The sequence below is a fragment of the Tessaracoccus bendigoensis DSM 12906 genome (genome assembly GCF_900141915.1).
Taxonomy (GTDB): Bacteria; Actinomycetota; Actinomycetes; order Propionibacteriales; family Propionibacteriaceae; genus Arachnia; species Arachnia bendigoensis.
Genome location: NZ_FQZG01000058.1, coordinates 1 through 17,326, shown reverse-complemented (window position 1 = coordinate 17,326; position 17,326 = coordinate 1). Strand labels below are relative to the sequence as shown.

Here is a 17,326-nt window from a genome sequence, read left to right as displayed (position 1 = left end):
CCGCGCGAGGATTTGGGGAATCTTGAGCCGCGCGAGGATTTGCGGAATCTGGCACGCTTGAGTGCGTGAGTTCGTACTTCCATCAGCAGAGCGCCCCTTGGTTCCGGATCGGCCGACTCGAGGTCACCACCACGATCGCGGTGGTGCTGCTCGGTGCGGTCGGCATGCTGGCCTGGGTGTTCGCGCCCAGCGCGCAGCAGTGGTTGGTCTACTCGCCGCAACAGATCCTGAGCGGCGAGGTTTGGCGGCTCTTCACATGGCCGCTGGCCGACGGAATCAGTCTCTGGGGGTTGATCAACCTAGCCCTGATATGGCTGTTCGGGCGCGATCTCGAGGCCCAGATCGGTCGAGCGAAGATGATCTACCTGTTCGTGGGCATCTGGTTCGCCTTGACGCTGATGACAAGCCTGGTCGGGTTGCTCGTCTCGGGCGCTGCGATCGCCGGTCTCCAGATGGTCGAGTTCTGCCTACTCCTACTCTGGATCGCGGAATGGCCGACCCGACGGTTCTTCTTCAACATCCCTGCCTGGGTGTTCGGGCTGGTCATCCTGGCTCTCCAGGTGCTGCCGCTGCTGGCCTACCGAGCCTGGGGCAACCTCCTCGGGTTGTTCCTCGCCCTTGCGCTGGTCGCCATCAATGCGCGGAGGCTCGGGTTGCTTTCGCAGTACGCCTGGATTCCGGGCGCCCCGAGCGCCCGCACGCCCCGGCGTCAAGCGGCGGCGCCGAAACAACGCAAACATGCCGAGCGCAAGGCCACCGATTCGGAACGCATCGACCAACTGCTGGACAAGATCAACGCCTCGGGCATCCACTCGCTGACGAAGTCGGAGCGCGCCGAGCTGGAGAAGTTGCGCCAGCGTCGGCGCTGACCGCCGGCCAATCCGGTTGGCCTAGACGTCAGGTAGTGGCCGATATTCGACGTCAGACACGGGAAAATCGACCACTGGCCGATACTCGCCGACCCCCGCCCGCCAACGCCGAGACCCAAACGCCAGGCAGTGGCCAATACTCGCCGTCAGACACGGGAAAATCGACCACTGGCCGATACTCGACGACTCAGCAGCCGTCACCAGCACCACCCACGACGACGCAGTGGCCAATACTCGACGTCAGACACACCAGAATCGACCACTGGCCGATACTCGCCGGCGGCTCAACAGCCGTCACCAGCACCACCCACGACGACGCAGTGGCCAATACTCGACCCCAGACACAGCAAAACCGACCACTGGCCGATACTCGACGACCCCCGCCCGCCAACGCCGAGACCCAAACGCCAGGCAGTGGCCAATACTCGACGCCAGACACACCAGAATCGACCACTGGTCGATTTTCAGCGGCTCAGCGCGAGGGTAAGCCAGGAGCACACCCGCGCCACGAGCGCACCCGAGCCACGAGCGTTCCTGGGTCAGGCGCGCTGCACAGCTCCGAAGCGGTCGACCGCGACCTTGACAGCCCTCTGACGCGCCTCCGCCGCTTCTCCATCGGTCAGCGTGCGATCTGCGCGGAACCGCAGCGCGAACGCCAGGGACTTCTTCCCATCGCCCGCCTGGTCACCGGTGTAGACGTCGAACAGCGCGATCGATTCGAGGAGGTCCCCCGCGCCCTCGGCAAGCGCCGCCTGAACATCGGCTGCGGCCACAGAGTCGTCGACGATCAGCGCGACATCCTCCTTCGCAAGCGGGAACGCCGACAGCGAGCCGATCTGGCCACCTCGGGACGACTGCGCAAGCAGCAGATCGAGATTGATCTCGACGGCGCACGCGTGTTCCGGCAGCCGGAAAGCACCGACGACCCCCGGGTGCAGTTCACCGGCGTGGCCCACCACGAGCCCGTTTACGCTCAGTTCGGCGCAGCGTCCCGGATGCCAGGGGGCACGCTCGACGTTACGTCGGGTCATGGCGACCCCCACGGACTCGGCCGCGCATTCGGCGAACGCAACGACATGGGTCCAATCGGCCGCCTCCGCGGCGCCCCACCAACCCGCGGGGCGCCAGTTGCCGGTCACGACGGCCGCCAGAGTGTTCGGCTGCTCCGGCAGCGCCTCCTCGATCGCCTGCAGTTCCTCTGGGCTCGGACGATGCGCAACGCTGGGCCTCGGCGCAACCGCCGGACCACCGTCGAAGAACACGCGCCCCTGCTCGAAGAGCGCGAGGTCGGTCAGGCTGCGCGACACGTTGCGCGCAACCGCGTCGAAGAGCCCTGGGAGAAGTGTCGTACGCAGATATGCCTGGGTCTCTGCCAGAGGATTGGCGAGACGGACGAGCTGGCGACGATGATCGTCGCCCTCGATGCCGAGCCGCTCAATCTCGTCCTCGGACGTGAATGGCAAGGTGAGCAACTCGGTGAACCCGAACGCCGCGACCGCCCGCAGCACGGCCCGCCGGTCGCGGATGCGTGGGTCGAGACCGTGGGTGTCGGCAGGGACCGGGAGCCTCAGCCCGATGCGGTCGTAGCCGACATGCCGACCGATCTCCTCGACCACGTCGTAAGGATCCACAAGGTCGCCGCGCCAACTCGGCGCCGTGACCGTCAGCAGATCGCCCAACACCGTCACCGGGATGGCGGCGGCGTTGAGCAGCCGGATGATCTCCTCCTGATCGACACGGGTGCCGAGCACCGAGGACACCAGACCCGAGCGGAGCTTCACGCTGCGGGGCGCGGTGGCCGCGCCGACGATCGTCCCAGCCGTCACCTTGCCGCCGCCGGCCTCTGTTAGCAGCTTGGCGGCGCGGGTAGCGGCCACATGGCCGAGTTGCGTGTCGACGCCGCGCTCGAAGCGCTTGGACGCCTCGGAGGGCAGCGAGTGTCGACGGAAGGTGCGCGAGACCGACGCGGCAGCGAACGAGGCGGCCTCAAGCACGATGGAAGTCGTGTCGTCTGACACCTCGGTCGTTTCGCCGCCCATCACCCCAGCCAGCCCGATCGGCCCGGAGTCGTCGGTGATCAGCAGGTCGTCCACGTCGAGGGCGCGATCCTGCCCGTCGAGCGTGCGCAGCTTCTCCCCCGGTTGCGCCAGCCGCACACGGATCGGTCCTTGCAGTTTCGCCGCGTCGTAGGCGTGCAGCGGTTGTCCCGATTCGAGCATGACGTAGTTGGTCACGTCCACGGGCAGCGAGATCGAGCGCACACCCGAGGCTCGGAGGCGCTCCACCATCCAGGACGGTGACGCCGCGGTGGGGTCGATCCCATCGATTGTGAGCGCCACGAACGCCTGACACCGCTCCGACTCGAGCACCACCGGATGCCCGCCGTCGACGGGTTCTGGCAGGTGGGCGCGGTAACGGTCGTCGAACGTGACGCCGTTGGCGATGGCCGCCTCGCGGGCAAGGCCCCGGATCGACAGGCAGTAGCTGAGGTCCGGGGTGACCTCGATGTCGAGCACCTCGTCCGAACTCCACAACAGGTCGATCGCATTGTCGCCTGGTTCGGCTGATCCAGCCGCCAAAACCATGATGCCCGAGTGGTCGTCGCCGAGGCCCAGTTCGTCTTCGGCGCAGATCATGCCGTCCGAGATGTGCCCGTACGTCTTACGGGCGGCGATCGCGAAACCACCAGGCAGGACGGCGCCAGGGAGGGCCACGACCACCAGGTCGCCTTCCACGAAGTTGTCCGCACCGCACACGATGCCCCGGCTGGCCGGGTGGTCACCGGTGGCCGTGTCGTTGAGGGCCTTGCCCACGTCGACCCGGCAGTACCGGATCGTCTTGCCGTTCTTCTGCGGCTCGGAGACGATGCTCAACACGCGTCCGACGACGAGGGGCCCGGTCACCGGCGACCCGGTCGTCTCGATGTGCTCGACTGTGAGACCCACCTTGGTGAGCTGCTCGGCGAGCATTGCCGTGTTGGTTTCCGGTGGCAGCGCGACGTTGTCACGCAGCCAGGAGATAGGGGCCTTCACCGGGCACCTCCAATGATCGAACGGCTGAAGCGGATGTCGCCCTCCACGAAGTCGCGAAGGTCGGGTGCACCGGTTCGGAACATGACGGTGCGGTCGACGCCCATCCCGAAGGCGAAGCCTGAGTAGACCTCGGGGTCGACTCCACAGGCGGTCAACACTCGCGGGTTCACCACGCCGCAGCCGCCCCATTCGATCCATCCCTCCGAACGGCACGTCCGACAAGGCCGGTCCGGGTTGCCGACGGATTCGCCGTGGCAGACGAAGCACTGCAGGTCGACCTCGGCCGACGGCTCGGTGAACGGGAAGTAGTGGGGCCGCATTCGTGTGCTGACGTCGCCGAACATCTCCTTGGCTAGGTGGTCGAGCGTGCCTCGCAGGTCTGCCATCGAGATGCCCTTGTCCACCACAAGGCCTTCCAGCTGATGGAACACGGGCAGATGGGTCGCGTCGTACTCGTCGGCCCGGAACACCTTTCCCGGAGAGATCACATAGAGCGGCACTCCGCGCTCGAGCATCGCACGGATCTGGACCGGGGACGTCTGAGTGCGAAGGAGCTTGCCTGCACTGGGCGGATCTGCCCAGAGGGTGTCCTGGAGCGCACGCGCTGGGTGGTCGGGGGCAAGGTTGAGAGCGTCGAAGTTGTGCCACTCGGATTCGAGCTGCGGGCCGTCCGCGACCTGCCACCCCATCGCGACGAACACGTCGATCATCTCGTCGATCAGGTTGGTGACCGGGTGCAGGGCACCGCGTGGCCCCCGATCCACCGGCAGCGTCATGTCGACCCGCTGCGCGATCAGGGCGGCGCTCAACTCGGCTTCGGCCAGTTCGGCCTGCCGGGCGGCGATCGCCTGCGTCAACCGCCCACGGGCCTGGCCGACGCGCCTACCGGCCTCCTTGCGCGCTTGCGGCGGCAGCGCGCCGATTTCCCGGTTCGCGAGCGCCAGAGGAGAGGCGTCGCCCGCATGGTTGAGGCGCACCTGCTTCAGCTCCGCCGTCGTCGGCGCCGCCGCGATCGCGGCCAGCGCATCGGTCACGAACGAGTCGATCTGGGCCGCGTCGAGCGCCGCCACCTGCTTGGGATCGAAGTTGTCGTTAGGCCCGGACATGGGACCCTCCCCCTTCACCTTTTCGTCTTTGGGCCGATGCGGTGGCGTAAAGGCACACCGCAGCGGCGCTGGAGAGATTGAGGCTCTCCGCACTGCCCCACATCGGGACCGCCACGATCTGGTCCGCCAACTCGGCGTCCCCCTCCGGCAGGCCCCAAGCTTCGTTACCCATGATCCACGCGACGGGGCCGTTCAGGCCTCCCCCAGCCGCCAGGAGATCGAGCGGTTCACCGTCGCCGTCGGCCGCCAGAACCGTCATTCCCAGCTCCTTGACCCGATCAACCGCCTCCGTGAGCGGCGCACCGGTGAGGATCGGCATGTGGAACAGGCTCCCGACCGTGGAACGCACCGTCTTGGGATTGTAGATTTCAACGCTGCCCGCCGTCAGGATCACAGCGTCGGCGCCAAAGGCGTCTGCGCACCTGATCACCGTGCCGGCATTGCCAGGGTCACGCACCTGCGCACAGATCACCACCAGCCGGGCGTCGTCGAGCGCATCCCAGTCGTAGCGCAACTGGCGACACACGGCGACGATCCCTTGAGGGGTCACGGTATCGCTGAGCTGGCGCATCTGATGCTCGCTCGCATGCCAAACCGGGACTCCGACATCTGCCAGCAGATCCGCGTGCCTTTCGGCGTCGAGCACGATCAGTTCCTCGACAAGGCCATCGGTGCCGAGCGCCTCCCGGACGGCCTGACGGCCCTCTGCCAGGAACTTGCCGGTGATGTCGCGCCCGCGTCGCTGCGTCAAACGACGAACCGAACGAAGCACCGAGGCGGGCAGGCCAGGGGCAACGTTCGGTTCGTCAATCACGCTTCGCCTCTCAGGCGGCAACGGCTGGCTGGTTGTCCTTGGCGACGGCGACCAGTGCGTTGAACGCGGCAACGTCGTTGACGGCCAACTCGGCCAGGATCTTGCGATCCACCTCGACTCCGGCGTTCTTCAGACCGTTGATGAAACGGTTGTAGGTCATGCCTTCCGCACGGGCAGCGGCGTTGATGCGCTGGATCCAGAGGCTCCGGAAGTCGCCCTTCTTGGCGCGACGGTCACGGTAGCTGTAGGTGGCTGAGTGGAGCATCTGCTCCTTCGCCTTGCGGTACAGGCGCGAACGCTGGCCACGGTATCCCGAGGCGAGTTCGAGGACTTCGCGACGCTTCTTCTTCGCATTCACAGAACGCTTCACGCGTGCCATGGACTACTCCTAGGGGTTTGTCGGACTCTCCGACGGTTGGGCTGGGGACTTGGGGGTTGGGGCTCAGCGGCCCTTGTGCTTGCCAAGGAGCTTGCGCATCTTCTTGGCGTCGGCCGGGGTCACGACCTCAGTGGCTTGCAGGCGGCGGATGCGGCGCGACGACTTGTGCTCGTTCAGGTGGCCGAGGTTGGCCTGACGACGCACGAGCTTGCCCGTGCCGGTGGTCTTGAACCGCTTCTTCGCGCCGGAGTGCGACTTCATCTTCGGCATGTATTGGCTCGCTTTCTAATGTTTGTCGACCTGGTCAGAGGTCGATGTCAGGGTCCAGGTTGTCTGCTGGACCGCGCTTCTTCTTCGTTGCGGAGGTTGCCGCCGCACGCATCTGCGCCTCGGCGGCCCGATCCTGTTCGGCGTTCGACTTCCGCTCGGCAATCCGGCGGTCACGGTCGGCAGCCTGATCGGCCCGGGCCTCGGTCTTCTTCTTGGTCGGGCCCAGCACCATCAGCATGTTGCGGCCGTCCTGCTTGGGCGCGGATTCGACGAAACCGAACTCCGCGACGTCGTCGGCCAGGCGACGGAGCAGATCCATGCCCATCTCGGGACGGGACTGTTCGCGCCCGCGGAACATGATGGTGATCTTCACCTTGTCTCCGGCCTTCAAGAACCGGACGACGTGGCCCTTCTTCGTCTCATAATCGTGGTTGTCGATTTTGAGTCGGAGCTTCATTTCCTTGGTGCTGACGTTCGACTGGTTGCGTCGGGCGTCACGCTCCTTCTGGGCGGCCTCGAACTTGAACTTGCCGTAATCCATCAGTTTCGCGACCGGCGGACGGGCCATCGGCGCTACTTCGACAAGATCCAGATCGTTTTCCGCCGCCAGACGCAAGGCGTCCTCGACGCGCACGATGCCTACCTGCTCGCCGTTGGGGCCGACGAGCCGGACTTCAGATACTCGGATGCGATCATTGATCCGCGGTTCAGTGCTGATGGGTCCTCCAGTGTGTGTCTGTTGTTAGAACGACGAAAGGCCCCCGCGCACGCGGAGGCCTTGACACCGGATCGCGGGGACGCTCACGCGAGCCCTGTTCGGTGACCCGGCTGCCTGTGGCGGCTCGGGTGGGAGGTCACTCCACTTTGCGGGCAGCCGAAGCCGCCGATTGAACTTTGTTGAGTTTACGGGCTCTGACGCCGTTCTCCAAACCGGAGATCGACGGCCGACTTCAGGGCTCGACGATGTCTGCGTACTTGACCCAGGCGAAGTCCTCGCCCTCGAACTCGACGAGACGGTTGCCTTCAGCCAACAACTGCAAGGCATCCCCTGCGATGACGAATGGAACGGGACCGGCCACGTCGATCAGAAGCTGTTGCGCCCCCGCCTCCTGGACCGTGGCGCACAGTTCGTCGAGCAGGCACGGGATCGGTCGCGCCTCCCCGGACCACAGCTTAAGCGAGTCGATGCCGGTGAAGGCCAACAGATAGCTGCCCGACTCGTCATTCAAGGTGACGGCCGCCATCTCCGCATGGCGCTCCGGGTCCGGGCCGTCCATTGACTCGTCGCCGGTGGCCACGATGGGCATCAGTAACCTGCTGGTACACAGCGCGACGATCGCCCTGATGTAGCTCGTGTGGTCGCAGACCTTGGCGATAGCCTGCCGCGTGACAGCGTCGGGCGCGCCGTCGTCACCGGCGAAGCGCGAACCGGGTTGGGCGAGGGAACGTAGCTCTGGCATGTGCCCAGACAATAGCGATAGTGGGGTGCAGTTTCTGTCTGTGCCAAACTTGTGCCCATGGCTGCCTTGATCATCACCGTCGGACTCTCGCTCGTCATCATTGCGATCGCTGCGGGCCTGACGGCGCGTAACCATAGCTTCCGGTCTCTCGTGATGGGCATCGGACTCGGGGCGATTCCCGTCGGGCTCTTCCTCACGGGAGTGACCGATCTGACGATCAACGGCGTCCTCAGCCTGATCGCCTGGTTCCAGCGCACCCCGTTCACCAACCTGACAGGCTGGGGAATCGGTCTCGTGGTGGGCGGGATCGTCGTGTTCGTGATCGGAACCTTCCTGCCGAAGGGCCAACGACCCGAGGTGGGCCCGTCACCGGAGAAGGCCAAGGTCGCGGCGAAGGAGTCCAAGCCACAGAAGCCGAACCCTGCCATCCAGGGTTCCGGCCGCCCGGCACAGCCCACGACCGGGCCCAGCTCAGCGCAACCCCAGCAGGCCAAGCCACAGCCCGGCCCGGCGGCCAAGAAGCACAACGGCCTCGACCCCGAAGACGCGGAGATCGAGGCCCTGCTGCGCAAACGCGGCATCATGTAAGGATTCAGTCCACGTCGTCCTGCTGCGGGGGCTCGTCCTCGGGCCTGAGCGTCACGTCGCGCGAAGTTGCGCCATGCTCGACGAGCCAGCGGCGCAGTTCGACCAGCTTGCGTTGCCCCTCCTCGCCTTCGAGCGACTGGATCGCGAGAGCCGGTTTACGTTTGAGCCCCTCCCCGCCCTTGATCAGGAGCGAACTCCAGGCATCGCCCTTGCGGAGCCTGACCCCGGCGATCTGGTCGATGGGGTAGCGGCGCAGGATCGGGCCGTTCCGGACGGTGACCCCGTCCGCGTTGGCCCAGAGCCGTGAGTATCCGACCGACAGCATCACGCCGATCATGAAGAACATGAAGAAGAGCAGCGTCGCGGCCTGAATCCAAGTGATCTGATCTCGGATCTCCTTGCCGATGGCATACCAGCCGTACATCGCAAACGACAGCAGAACCAGAGAGAGAACCACCGCCGTCATCAGCGCAGGGCGACTCGTGTAGGACAGATGTTCCGGGACCTCGCGGGGCGAGGCGCCGACCTCGTCGCTCACAGCCTGCACGCAGCCAGTTCGGTGAGCAGGATGCCACGGGCACCCGCCGCATAGAGCTGATCCATCAGGAGGTGCGCCCCGGTGCGAGGCACCAGCACCCTCACCGCACACCAGCCCGTCTTGGCCAGGTTCGAAACGGTCGGCCCCTCAACCCCCGGGGCCAGCGCAGTGGTGGTATCGAGGTTCACCTGTTCGACGTTGTAGTCCATCATGAGGTAGTTCTGCGCGACCAACACAGATGTGAGCCTGGTGCGGAGCGCCTCCGCCTGGGGAGGCAGGTCGCTGCCCCCGTTGCGCTGGATGAGCACCGCCTCGGACGAGCAGATCGCGTCGCCGAACAGCTCGAGGCCCGCGCGGCGCAAGGTGGTTCCGGTGTCGACGACATCGGCGACCACATCGGCGACACCTAGCCTGATCGCCGATTCGACGGCGCCGTCCAACTTGACCAGTTCGGCCGAGACGCCCTGCTCGTTGAGGTAGGTCTGGAGCAGCCCGGGGTAGGAGGTGGCGATGCGTTTCCCGTTGAGGTCCGCGACACTCATGCCTGACCCGCCACGTGCCGCGAACCGGAACCGGGACCCGCCGAAGCCGAGTTGCATGATCTCGGTGGCGTCGGCTTCCGAATCGAGCAGCATGTCCCGTCCCGTGATCCCGAGGTCAAGGTGGCCGCGGCCGATGTAGACGGCGATGTCGCGTGGACGGAGGTAGTAGAACTCGACGCTGTGATCGTTGTCGATCAGCGTCAGGTCCTTTGAGTCAGTGCGCTGACGATAGCCGGCCGCCCGCAGCATGGCGGCGGCGGGCTCGGCGAGGGCACCCTTGTTGGGGACGGCGATTCGGAGGAGTCGTTCTGAGGTCACGGCGGGCCTTGTTTCCTTGGGTGTTTCGGTCAGAGGTAGCGGTAGACGTCTTCGAGTTCCAGGTCGAGCGCGAGCATCATCACCTGGGCGTGGTACAGCAATTGGCTGATCTCCTCGGCGGCCTGCTCCTTCGTCTCGTACTCTGCCGCCATCCACACCTCGGCGGCCTCCTCGACGACCTTCTTGCCGATCGAGTGGACCCCGGCGTCGAGCCTGGCGAGAGTGCCGGAGCCTTCCGGCCTCGTCCGCTTGGTCTCACTGAGTTGATCGAAGAGTTGCTCGAACGTTTTCACGTTCGGCAGCCTACCGCTACAGCGCGACGCCGAGCAGCGCGTCGACGGCGGTGGTCACCTCGCCGACGGCACCGGCGTCGGCCCGGTCGCCCGCCTGCGAGGCTGCTGCCCAGGTGTCGACCGCGGCCAGTGCGGAAGGCGTGTCCAGGTCATTCAGGAGGGCCGCCCGGATTGCCGCGATGACCCCGTCGGCGGGCGCGGCTCCCGGCAGCGTCAGCACCGAACGCCACAGCAGAAGCCTCTTCTCGGCGGCAACGAGCTTGTCGGGGGTCCATTCCCAATCCGTGCGGTAGTGCTGGCCGATCAACGCGAGGCGGATCGCCATCGGGTCGGCTCCACCGTGACGCAGCCTACTGACGAGTTCCAGGTTCCCCTTCGATTTGCTCATCTTCTCGCCGTCCAACCCGACCATGCCGGAGTGCACATACGTCTTGGCCAGCGGCCTACCGGAGGCGACGACGGCCTCAGCGGCGCACATCTCGTGGTGTGGGAAGACCAGGTCGGACCCACCCCCCTGGATGTCGAACTCGCCACCGAGGAAACGCAGTGCGATGGCGGTGCATTCGATGTGCCAACCCGGGCGACCCGCGCCCAGCGACGACGACCAACTCGGCTCGCCCGGACGCGCGAACCGCCACACCAGCGCATCGAGGGGGTGCCGTTTGCCTTCACGGTCAGGGTCGCCGCCGTTATCGCGGAAGCGCGCGACCATCTGGGCCTCGTCGAGATGGCTGAGTTCACCGAAACCAGGCGCCGACACGGTGTTGAAGTACCAGTCGGGGTGCGCGGGGTCGTCGATCTGGTACACCAGACCCGAGGGAAGCAGCCTCTCGATCAGCTCCACCACCATCGCGATCGACTCGACGGCGCCGATGTAGTGCGCCGGGGGAATCACCCGCAGGTCCTGCATGTCGCTGCGGAAGAGTTCGATCTGGTCCTCTGCCAGTTCCTCCCATTCCCGGCCTGTCTGCGCTGCGCGCTCCAGTAGCGGGTCGTCGACATCGGTGACGTTCTGGGTGTAGACGACCTCGGCTCCAAGGTCCCGCCAGGCGCGGTTGATCAGGTCGAACGTGAGATAGGTGAATGCGTGCCCAAGATGGGTGGCGTCGTAGGGGGTGATGCCGCAGACATACATCCTGGCGGCCTCGCCTGCGGTGGGTCCGGTCTCGAGGACCTGCCGGGTGCGCGTGTCGAACACGCTCAGGCGCCCCCCGGTCGCGGTTGGCTTCAGGGTCGGAACAGCGACAGGGGCCCACGCATACATGCAGCCAACTTAGCGCCTACAACGGTGGCCACGGGATGCTGGGCCATCTGCCAGACGGTCTCGGGAACGCCCCCTCAGCGAGGAGTCGCTCAGCCCGCCGCGTCAGCGCGGCCCATTCGTCGACGTCGAGCCCCGGCGCCAGCGGGGCAGATACCGCTGCGGCAAGGGACGTCTGACGTGCTTCTTCGTCGCTGAGCGGCGAACCCGCCCATCCCCAGAGCACCGTCCTCAGCTTGTGGTCAACGTGCAGGCTCACGCCGTGATCCACGCCCAAGATGTGTTCGCCGTCAGCGATCAGGTGGCTGGCCTTGCGGTCGGCGTTGTTGAGCAGCACATCGAACAGTGCCACCGCCCGCAGGCGGGGGTCGTCGCGGTGGGCCAGCACGACCGGTTCGTCGTCCTCGGTGATCGCCGACAGGATCGGCAACCAGCCCTCGTCCAGCAGTTCAGGGTCGAGAAGGTCGATGAGCTCCGTCGGCTCCCCCTTCACCCATGCCTGGGCCGACCCCTCTCCCAGCGGGCCGTCGATCCAGACCGTCAGCGGAACCACGTCGAGTCCGAGCGCCTCGGAGAGCGCGTAGGCCGCCACCTCCCGCCTGCCGAGCGTCCCTGTCGGGAAGTCCCACAGCGGCGCCTCGCCCGCAACCGGCTTGTAGACCCAGGCTCGGCGGTCCTGGTCCACGCCGAGGAAGGTGCCGTTCGAGGCGTCCACGAGCCGACCTACCAGATCGAGGTCGCCGACTGGTCCCGTCATGTGAACAAATCGCCCCGGTAGCCGTTTGAGCGGGGGCAGATGTGGCCCGCCGGGTCGAGCGGCTGTCCACACGCGGGGCAGGCCGGGCGACCTGAGGCGACCACGAGCCCAGCCCGGCCAGAGAACTCCCGGGCCATCGCCGGCGTCAAGCGCACCTGAAGCAGGGAGTTCTCGCCCGAGTCTTCGTCGGCTTCGATCGAGAACAACTCGAGCACCAGGCGCTGCGACTCGGCGTCCCAGGCGAGGCCGATGGCTGCCGCCCGGAAGTCGACGGTGACGGGGGCGTCCAAAGGACCCATGTCGGCTGGAGGCTGGGTGGGGGGCACGTCGTGGCCGAGATCCGCCAGCTGGTCGAGCACCTCACCTATCCGCACACCTAAAAGTTGCGCCTGTTGCTTCTCGAGGGCCACCGCGGCCAGTTGGCCACCCTGGGCGACCTGGATCAGGAACAACCGGTTCCCCGGTTGCCCAACGGTCCCGATGACGCAACGGTCGGGTCGGTCGAACTCCAGCATCATGCTGGCAGCCTACGCGGATTTGCGACGTCCCCGCCGCCTACCATCGGCGCGATCGTCGAGCCCAACAGCGAGGCGAGGTCGCCTACCACGTTGACGCACACCACGAGCGGACGCTCCCCGTGGTATTCGACGATGCTCACCCCAGCAGGGCTGACGTGGAGCCGCTGGAAGTCATCGAGCCGCATCCCAAAAGCGTCCGCCAGGATCGCCTTGATCGGGTCGCCGTGAGAGAAGACGACGATCGTCTCCGCGTCGGCGTGCCGTCCTGCCAGTTCCCGGACCGCCCCCGAAGTTCTGGCGAACATCTCCTGCATGGATTCGCCTCCGGGGAACGAGACCCTTGAGGGCGCCGTCTGGATGTCGCCCCAGACGTGCTCGCCACGGAGCGTCTCAAGCCTTGCCCCGGTCCAGGCCCCGTAGTCACATTCGCTCAACTCCTCGACGACCGTTGCGGCCCCGAAACCGGCGAGTGTCGCCGTCTCCCGACACCGCTGGACCGGCGACGTGAATGCGGCGGCGATCTCCGCGCGGGCCAGCAGCCTCCCAAGTTTGGTCGCCTGCGCCCGACCGGTCTCATCGAGCGCAACGCCCGGCGCCCGGCCCGCCAGCACGCCGTCCGCGTTGGCCGTCGAGCGACCGTGTCGGATCAGAACCACCTTCGTCATGGCGGCAAGCCTAATCCGTGTCCCAACCGCATCGGAGTACAGTTGCCCTGATTTTCGCTCCTACCGAGAGGACCCGGATGGATTGGCTGCAGGCCATCGTGTTGGGCATCGTTCAGGGACTAACCGAGTTCCTTCCGATCTCATCCAGTGCCCACGTTTCAATCGTCGGTCAACTGTTCTTCGAGGGGGCGGACCCAGGGGCCGCGTTCACGGCGGTGACGCAACTCGGCACCGAGACCGCCGTGCTGGTCTACTTCCGAAAGGACATCTGGCGGATCATCACGCACTGGTTCGGCAGCTTCACCGGCAAGGTGGAGAAGGGCGACCCGGACGCCAGGATGGGTTGGTTGGTGATCATCGGTTCGGTCCCGATCGTCCTGCTCGGACTCCTGTTCCAGGATGCGATCGACACGACGCTACGAAACCTGTGGATCACCGTCGCGATGTTGGCGGGTGTGGCCGTCATCCTGGCTTTGGCCGACAGATTCGGATCAAGGAACACAAAGGAGTTGAAGGATCTGTCGTGGCGCGACGGCATCCTGTTCGGCCTCTTCCAGGCTTGCGCGTTGATTCCTGGGGTGTCCCGCTCCGGGGCCACGATCTCCGGCGGCCTGTTCCTCGGCTACAACCGGCCGGCCGCGACCCGCTACGCATTCCTGCTGGCCGTGCCGGCGGTGTTCGGGTCAGGTCTCTACAAGCTGAAGGACATCGGCGGTGACGCGTCGACCGCTTGGGGGCCTACTATCGTCGCCACCCTGATCGCCTTCGGCGTCGGATACGCGGTGATCGCCTGGCTGCTTCGCTACATCTCGACGCACAACTTCAACATCTTCGTCGTCTATCGCCTCGTCGTCGCCGCGGTCGTGGCCGGGTTGATCCTGACCGGCGTGTTGGTCGCCTAGTCATGGCGCTCCGACCGCTCGGCTCATCCGGGCTCCAGGTATCAACGCTCGGGCTCGGCACGATCTCGTGGGGTCGCGATGTGGAGTGGCCCGCCGCCCGCGACCTGCTGCACGAGTTCGTGTCGGCCGGAGGCAATCTCGTCGACACCTCTCCCGCCTACGGCGCCGGTATCGCCGAACAGATGATCGGCAAGGCGCTGGCCGCCGGGATCCCCCGCGAGTCTCTGGTGATCGCGACCAAGGCGGGGTTCGTGGTGCGCGACGGCAAGCGCGTGATCGACACGTCCCGAGGCGCTCTCCTTGACGACCTCGCGGGTTCGCTGCGTAGGTTGAAGACCGACCACGTGGACCTTTGGCAGGTTCACGCGTGGGGGGCGGCTCCGATCGAGGAAACCCTGTCCGCCATGGACACCGCCGTGTCGCGCGGTATGGCCCGCTACATCGGGGTCTCCAACTTCATCGGTTGGCAGAGTGCCACCGCGGCGACCTGGCAAGCGGCCGACCGCACCAGAACCCGGCTGTCCAGCGTGCAGGTGGAGTACTCGCTGTTGGCGAGGCGGGCCGAGGTGGAGGTCGTCGGGGCCGCCCAGTTCCACGAGCTCGGGCTGCTGGCATGGTCGAGCCTCGGGCGGGGAGCGCTCACCGGCAAGTATCAGGGAGGTCGACTCCCCCGCGACTCGCGTGCCGCGTCCGACCACTTCGGCTGGTTCCTGGAGCCTTACCTGCAACCACGCTCGCGGGCGATCGTCGACGCCATAGCGCACGCGGCGCAGGGCCTTGGGCTGACGCCGTCACAGGTCGCCCTGCTTTGGGTGCGGGACGCTCCCCAGGTCGCCTCGGCGCTGATCGGCCCACGGACGGTGGACCAGCTGGCGGAACTCCTGGACACGGAAGGCAAGGAACTCGTGGCGCCCATCGTCTCGGCGCTCGACGACATCTCCGGTGGCCCGAACGCGCTGCGCACGCCGTGAGTTGATCCTCAGCGGTCCGACGACAGTTCCAGCACGACCGAGTGGATTCCAGAATCGGAATCGACTTTCAGATTGAGGACGCCGATCGCGCCGACGAGGTCGCCCGTGCCGGAGCCTGGTACGACCAGGTACCGGAGCCCCTGGTTGCCGTGATCCATGGTTCCGAGTTGCTGGAACGCCACCGTGCCCGAGCGCTCCCCGATCGTCCCCTCGAAGACCTCCAAGGCGACATAGCCCGCGGTGCCGGAGGCAGGGTCGCCTGCCGAGAGCATGACGCCGCGGCTCACGCCTCTGATGTCACCCGTCCAGACCTTCGCGAAGTCGAACCGGCCGGTTGCGGGCAGGACAGCCTCCGTCGGAGTGATCTCGATCTCGAACGTCGCGCGGATGGCCATGAGAAATCCTCCTTGATCAGACTGCATCAAGCCTACGGCGTTCCCCCGGCACCTGGGCGTGTCGGCGTGGAACGGCGATTGACTACGGGGGACGTAGCCGACCCGCAACGATTTGCGTTCTACGGTCGGTTCCCTCTAGAGTTTGTTTTCGCACTCCCCAGGGAGTCCACTCGTCCGGGTGGCGGAATAGGTAGACGCGCTAGCTTGAGGTGCTAGTGCCCGTTAAGGGCATGGAGGTTCAAGTCCTCTCTCGGACACAACACTCAAACCCCGTCTGACAAGGTAAAACGTCAGACGGGGTTAGTCATTTCAGGCCGTTTCCCCACTTTTCCCCACTAAGTTTCCGCGGGCTTGTCAGTGGTGGTCTCTAGGGTGCTGACCATGATGCGACCTACCACCCCGCTCACCGTCCACTTCGTCCCATACCGGAAGGCCGAGCCAGTCAACGATGCGGTCGATCACTTGCGCCCCCCCTACCTCATCGCCGCAGAGAAGGCAGCGATGCAACAGTCGGTGGTTGTACTCCCACGCCAGAGGCAGTACGGCGGACGCATCGACAGCCTCACGCGGGTTCGAGCGACAACTACGGAACACTCCCGCACCAGCGCCCGGTATGGCGTCCCGATTGTTGCCTACTGCCCAACGTTCAAGGGGCTTCAACTTGCACAGGAGATGTCCGGGGGGGTGGCTGGGTGTGGTGGAGTGGCCCACCAGGTGGTCCGAGAGTTGGGCACGATACATGGGCGCGGCCAATGTCATCACCGGTGAGAAGTACCCCGCTCCTAGCGAGGCAGCTCAGAAGGCCATTGAGCACATCGACTGGTCGGGCAACCACGGCTGGACCGACAAGCGTGATTCGCTGACAGTCGGGCAGGCACGTCAAGGGTCTGACGACGCCCGAGCTGCCGGTAGGAGCAACATGGACATCTACGGCGCAATGGTGAGTCTGGGCTACGACGAGAAGTCTCTGGACAAGCTCATGGCCATCATCGGAGCGAACTGACATGTGGGAGACCCTTGTGGCCGTGCTCATCGGTGGCGCGATGTCCTTGACTGGTGTGTGGCTCACGAATCACCTGAGTATTCGAGAACGCCGGAAGGAGCGCTTGGCAGTGGCTGATGCTGAGCGTTGTGCCTTTGCACGGTCCACCCTCACGGATTTGAACATCGCCATCACCAACACGATGCGCGATACCGCCGTGGTGCACTTCGCTGACTCAGATGCAGCACGAGAGACAGGCGTGTACGCCGTGGATATTGCGCTTGCTGGGAGCCAGTGTTCCGCCCAGCACTGAGCCAGTAGTCCGCTGCCGATTGAGCCGGTCCGACGGAGCCGAGTGAGCCCTGGCGCCGCCGTGCGGCCGGCGGGTACCGACACACCCAGCGCATCGCCCGACTACGGTTTGCGGCCCGGCACACATCCGCCACGACGAGTCCGTCGCTTTGCAGTAGGAGAAGGTCCTTGCGCTGGACCCAGCGGCGCGATCGGTGTGTCTCCGAAGATGCGCAACGCGCCTTCCAGCAGACCTTGGCTGCTCCCCTCGGCGCCGTGGCGGCACCTGGTCGCTGGCCGGGTGCGCGTCACCAGCGATCCGCCGTCGACACCTGTGAAAGGGCTCGTCACCAGCGATCCGCCGCCGACACCTGC

General features: G+C 65.9%; 21 protein-coding genes and 1 tRNA gene. 7 read left to right on the top strand and 15 right to left on the bottom strand.

What is annotated here, in order from left to right; translation table 11 throughout:
• Positions 1–65: 65 nt before the first annotated feature.
• On the top strand, positions 66–869 hold the full coding sequence (locus tag BUC15_RS13865) for a rhomboid family intramembrane serine protease (RefSeq protein WP_073189328.1): 804 nt from the start codon (positions 66–68) through the stop codon (positions 867–869).
• A gap of 539 nt (positions 870–1,408) precedes the next feature.
• On the opposite strand, the gene pheT is transcribed toward BUC15_RS13865, so the two are convergent.
• The 7 genes from pheT to BUC15_RS13830 all read right to left on the bottom strand — a co-directional run bounded on the left by pheT (position 1,409) and on the right by BUC15_RS13830 (position 7,930).
• The gene (gene pheT / locus BUC15_RS13860; protein WP_073189326.1) at positions 1,409–3,901 is read right to left on the bottom strand and encodes a phenylalanine--tRNA ligase subunit beta; all 2,493 of its coding nucleotides are present in this window, start codon (positions 3,899–3,901) and stop codon (positions 1,409–1,411) included.
• Positions 3,898–5,007, bottom strand: a complete 1,110-nt coding sequence (gene pheS / locus BUC15_RS13855) for a phenylalanine--tRNA ligase subunit alpha (RefSeq protein WP_073189324.1) — start codon at positions 5,005–5,007, stop codon at positions 3,898–3,900. Before pheS ends, pheT begins: the two co-directional genes overlap by 4 nt.
• Positions 4,994–5,821: a TrmH family RNA methyltransferase gene (locus BUC15_RS13850; RefSeq protein ID WP_073189322.1), complete on the bottom strand. Its 828-nt coding sequence runs from the start codon at positions 5,819–5,821 to the stop codon at positions 4,994–4,996. The genes pheS and BUC15_RS13850 overlap by 14 nt, the downstream gene beginning before the upstream one ends.
• 10 nt (positions 5,822–5,831) lie before the next feature.
• Positions 5,832–6,200 carry a 50S ribosomal protein L20 gene (gene rplT, locus BUC15_RS13845; protein ID WP_073189320.1) on the bottom strand — a complete coding sequence of 123 codons (369 nt, stop codon included), beginning with the start codon at positions 6,198–6,200 and terminating at the stop codon, positions 5,832–5,834.
• A 63-nt stretch (positions 6,201–6,263) separates the two neighbouring features.
• Complete coding sequence (rpmI, locus tag BUC15_RS13840; RefSeq protein WP_073189318.1) at positions 6,264–6,470, bottom strand: 50S ribosomal protein L35; 207 nt, start codon at positions 6,468–6,470, stop codon at positions 6,264–6,266.
• A 34-nt stretch (positions 6,471–6,504) separates the two neighbouring features.
• Complete coding sequence (gene infC / locus BUC15_RS13835; protein WP_084189603.1) at positions 6,505–7,188, bottom strand: translation initiation factor IF-3; 684 nt, start codon at positions 7,186–7,188, stop codon at positions 6,505–6,507.
• 232 nt (positions 7,189–7,420) lie between these two features.
• On the bottom strand, positions 7,421–7,930 hold the full coding sequence (locus BUC15_RS13830; protein ID WP_073189313.1) for an SseB family protein: 510 nt from the start codon (positions 7,928–7,930) through the stop codon (positions 7,421–7,423).
• 57 nt (positions 7,931–7,987) lie between these two features.
• Here BUC15_RS13830 and BUC15_RS13825 point away from each other — a divergent pair, with 57 nt between their 5' ends.
• On the top strand, positions 7,988–8,518 hold the full coding sequence (locus tag BUC15_RS13825) for a hypothetical protein (protein ID WP_073189311.1): 531 nt from the start codon (positions 7,988–7,990) through the stop codon (positions 8,516–8,518).
• A gap of 4 nt (positions 8,519–8,522) precedes the next feature.
• Here BUC15_RS13825 and BUC15_RS13820 read toward each other — a convergent pair whose 3' ends face one another.
• Genes BUC15_RS13820 through BUC15_RS13790 form a run of 7 tightly spaced genes read right to left on the bottom strand, consistent with a single transcriptional unit; the run spans position 8,523 to position 13,410 of the window.
• The gene (locus BUC15_RS13820; protein WP_139280280.1) at positions 8,523–9,065 is read right to left on the bottom strand and encodes a PH domain-containing protein; all 543 of its coding nucleotides are present in this window, start codon (positions 9,063–9,065) and stop codon (positions 8,523–8,525) included.
• A complete protein-coding gene (gene hisG, locus BUC15_RS13815; protein ID WP_073189307.1) occupies positions 9,053–9,916 on the bottom strand; it encodes an ATP phosphoribosyltransferase in 864 nt (287 codons plus the stop codon). The genes BUC15_RS13820 and hisG overlap by 13 nt, the downstream gene beginning before the upstream one ends.
• 29 nt (positions 9,917–9,945) lie before the next feature.
• Positions 9,946–10,209, bottom strand: coding sequence for a phosphoribosyl-ATP diphosphatase (locus BUC15_RS13810; RefSeq protein WP_073189304.1), 264 nt, complete (start codon positions 10,207–10,209; stop codon positions 9,946–9,948).
• 16 nt (positions 10,210–10,225) lie between these two features.
• A complete protein-coding gene (gene mshC / locus BUC15_RS13805; RefSeq protein ID WP_073189302.1) occupies positions 10,226–11,473 on the bottom strand; it encodes a cysteine--1-D-myo-inosityl 2-amino-2-deoxy-alpha-D-glucopyranoside ligase in 1,248 nt (415 codons plus the stop codon).
• 16 nt (positions 11,474–11,489) lie between these two features.
• Positions 11,490–12,227: an SCO1664 family protein gene (locus BUC15_RS13800; RefSeq protein ID WP_073189300.1), complete on the bottom strand. Its 738-nt coding sequence runs from the start codon at positions 12,225–12,227 to the stop codon at positions 11,490–11,492.
• Positions 12,224–12,745 (bottom strand): DUF3090 domain-containing protein, encoded by a 522-nt coding sequence (locus BUC15_RS13795; RefSeq protein WP_073189298.1) that lies wholly within the window; start codon positions 12,743–12,745, stop codon positions 12,224–12,226. Before BUC15_RS13795 ends, BUC15_RS13800 begins: the two co-directional genes overlap by 4 nt.
• Positions 12,742–13,410, bottom strand: coding sequence for an MSMEG_4193 family putative phosphomutase (locus tag BUC15_RS13790; protein ID WP_073189295.1), 669 nt, complete (start codon positions 13,408–13,410; stop codon positions 12,742–12,744). The genes BUC15_RS13795 and BUC15_RS13790 overlap by 4 nt, the downstream gene beginning before the upstream one ends.
• 77 nt (positions 13,411–13,487) lie before the next feature.
• Here BUC15_RS13790 and BUC15_RS13785 point away from each other — a divergent pair, with 77 nt between their 5' ends.
• Positions 13,488–14,312, top strand: a complete 825-nt coding sequence (locus BUC15_RS13785) for an undecaprenyl-diphosphate phosphatase (RefSeq protein ID WP_073189293.1) — start codon at positions 13,488–13,490, stop codon at positions 14,310–14,312.
• 2 nt (positions 14,313–14,314) lie between these two features.
• Positions 14,315–15,283, top strand: coding sequence for an aldo/keto reductase (locus BUC15_RS13780; RefSeq protein WP_073189291.1), 969 nt, complete (start codon positions 14,315–14,317; stop codon positions 15,281–15,283).
• 8 nt (positions 15,284–15,291) lie between these two features.
• On the opposite strand, the gene BUC15_RS13775 is transcribed toward BUC15_RS13780, so the two are convergent.
• A complete protein-coding gene (locus BUC15_RS13775; RefSeq protein WP_073189289.1) occupies positions 15,292–15,678 on the bottom strand; it encodes a DUF3224 domain-containing protein in 387 nt (128 codons plus the stop codon).
• A 172-nt stretch (positions 15,679–15,850) separates the two neighbouring features.
• Here BUC15_RS13775 and BUC15_RS13770 point away from each other — a divergent pair.
• From BUC15_RS13770 to BUC15_RS13760, 3 genes are all read left to right on the top strand, one after another.
• A tRNA-Leu gene (locus BUC15_RS13770) sits at positions 15,851–15,935 on the top strand.
• Positions 15,936–16,417: 482 nt separating this feature from the next.
• Positions 16,418–16,681: a hypothetical protein gene (locus tag BUC15_RS13765; RefSeq protein WP_073189287.1), complete on the top strand. Its 264-nt coding sequence runs from the start codon at positions 16,418–16,420 to the stop codon at positions 16,679–16,681.
• Positions 16,682–16,697: 16 nt separating this feature from the next.
• Entirely contained in the window at positions 16,698–16,973 is a 276-nt protein-coding gene (locus tag BUC15_RS13760; RefSeq protein ID WP_139280279.1) for a hypothetical protein, read from the top strand.
• Positions 16,974–17,326: the final 353 nt, after the last annotated feature.

Coding starts and splice junctions, on each gene's coding strand:
- pheS (WP_073189324.1), bottom strand. CDS start 5,007: ATGTCCGGGCCTAACGACAACTTCGATCCCAAGCAGGTGGCGGCGCTC.
- rplT (WP_073189320.1), bottom strand. CDS start 6,200: ATGGCACGCGTGAAGCGTTCTGTGAATGCGAAGAAGAAGCGTCGCGAA.
- rpmI (WP_073189318.1), bottom strand. CDS start 6,470: ATGCCGAAGATGAAGTCGCACTCCGGCGCGAAGAAGCGGTTCAAGACC.
- BUC15_RS13830 (WP_073189313.1), bottom strand. CDS start 7,930: ATGCCAGAGCTACGTTCCCTCGCCCAACCCGGTTCGCGCTTCGCCGGT.
- BUC15_RS13825 (WP_073189311.1), top strand. CDS start 7,988: ATGGCTGCCTTGATCATCACCGTCGGACTCTCGCTCGTCATCATTGCG.
- mshC (WP_073189302.1), bottom strand. CDS start 11,473: ATGTATGCGTGGGCCCCTGTCGCTGTTCCGACCCTGAAGCCAACCGCG.
- BUC15_RS13800 (WP_073189300.1), bottom strand. CDS start 12,227: ATGACGGGACCAGTCGGCGACCTCGATCTGGTAGGTCGGCTCGTGGAC.
- BUC15_RS13795 (WP_073189298.1), bottom strand. CDS start 12,745: ATGATGCTGGAGTTCGACCGACCCGACCGTTGCGTCATCGGGACCGTT.
- BUC15_RS13790 (WP_073189295.1), bottom strand. CDS start 13,410: ATGACGAAGGTGGTTCTGATCCGACACGGTCGCTCGACGGCCAACGCG.
- BUC15_RS13785 (WP_073189293.1), top strand. CDS start 13,488: ATGGATTGGCTGCAGGCCATCGTGTTGGGCATCGTTCAGGGACTAACC.
- BUC15_RS13780 (WP_073189291.1), top strand. CDS start 14,315: ATGGCGCTCCGACCGCTCGGCTCATCCGGGCTCCAGGTATCAACGCTC.
- BUC15_RS13775 (WP_073189289.1), bottom strand. CDS start 15,678: ATGGCCATCCGCGCGACGTTCGAGATCGAGATCACTCCGACGGAGGCT.
- BUC15_RS13765 (WP_073189287.1), top strand. CDS start 16,418: ATGGGCGCGGCCAATGTCATCACCGGTGAGAAGTACCCCGCTCCTAGC.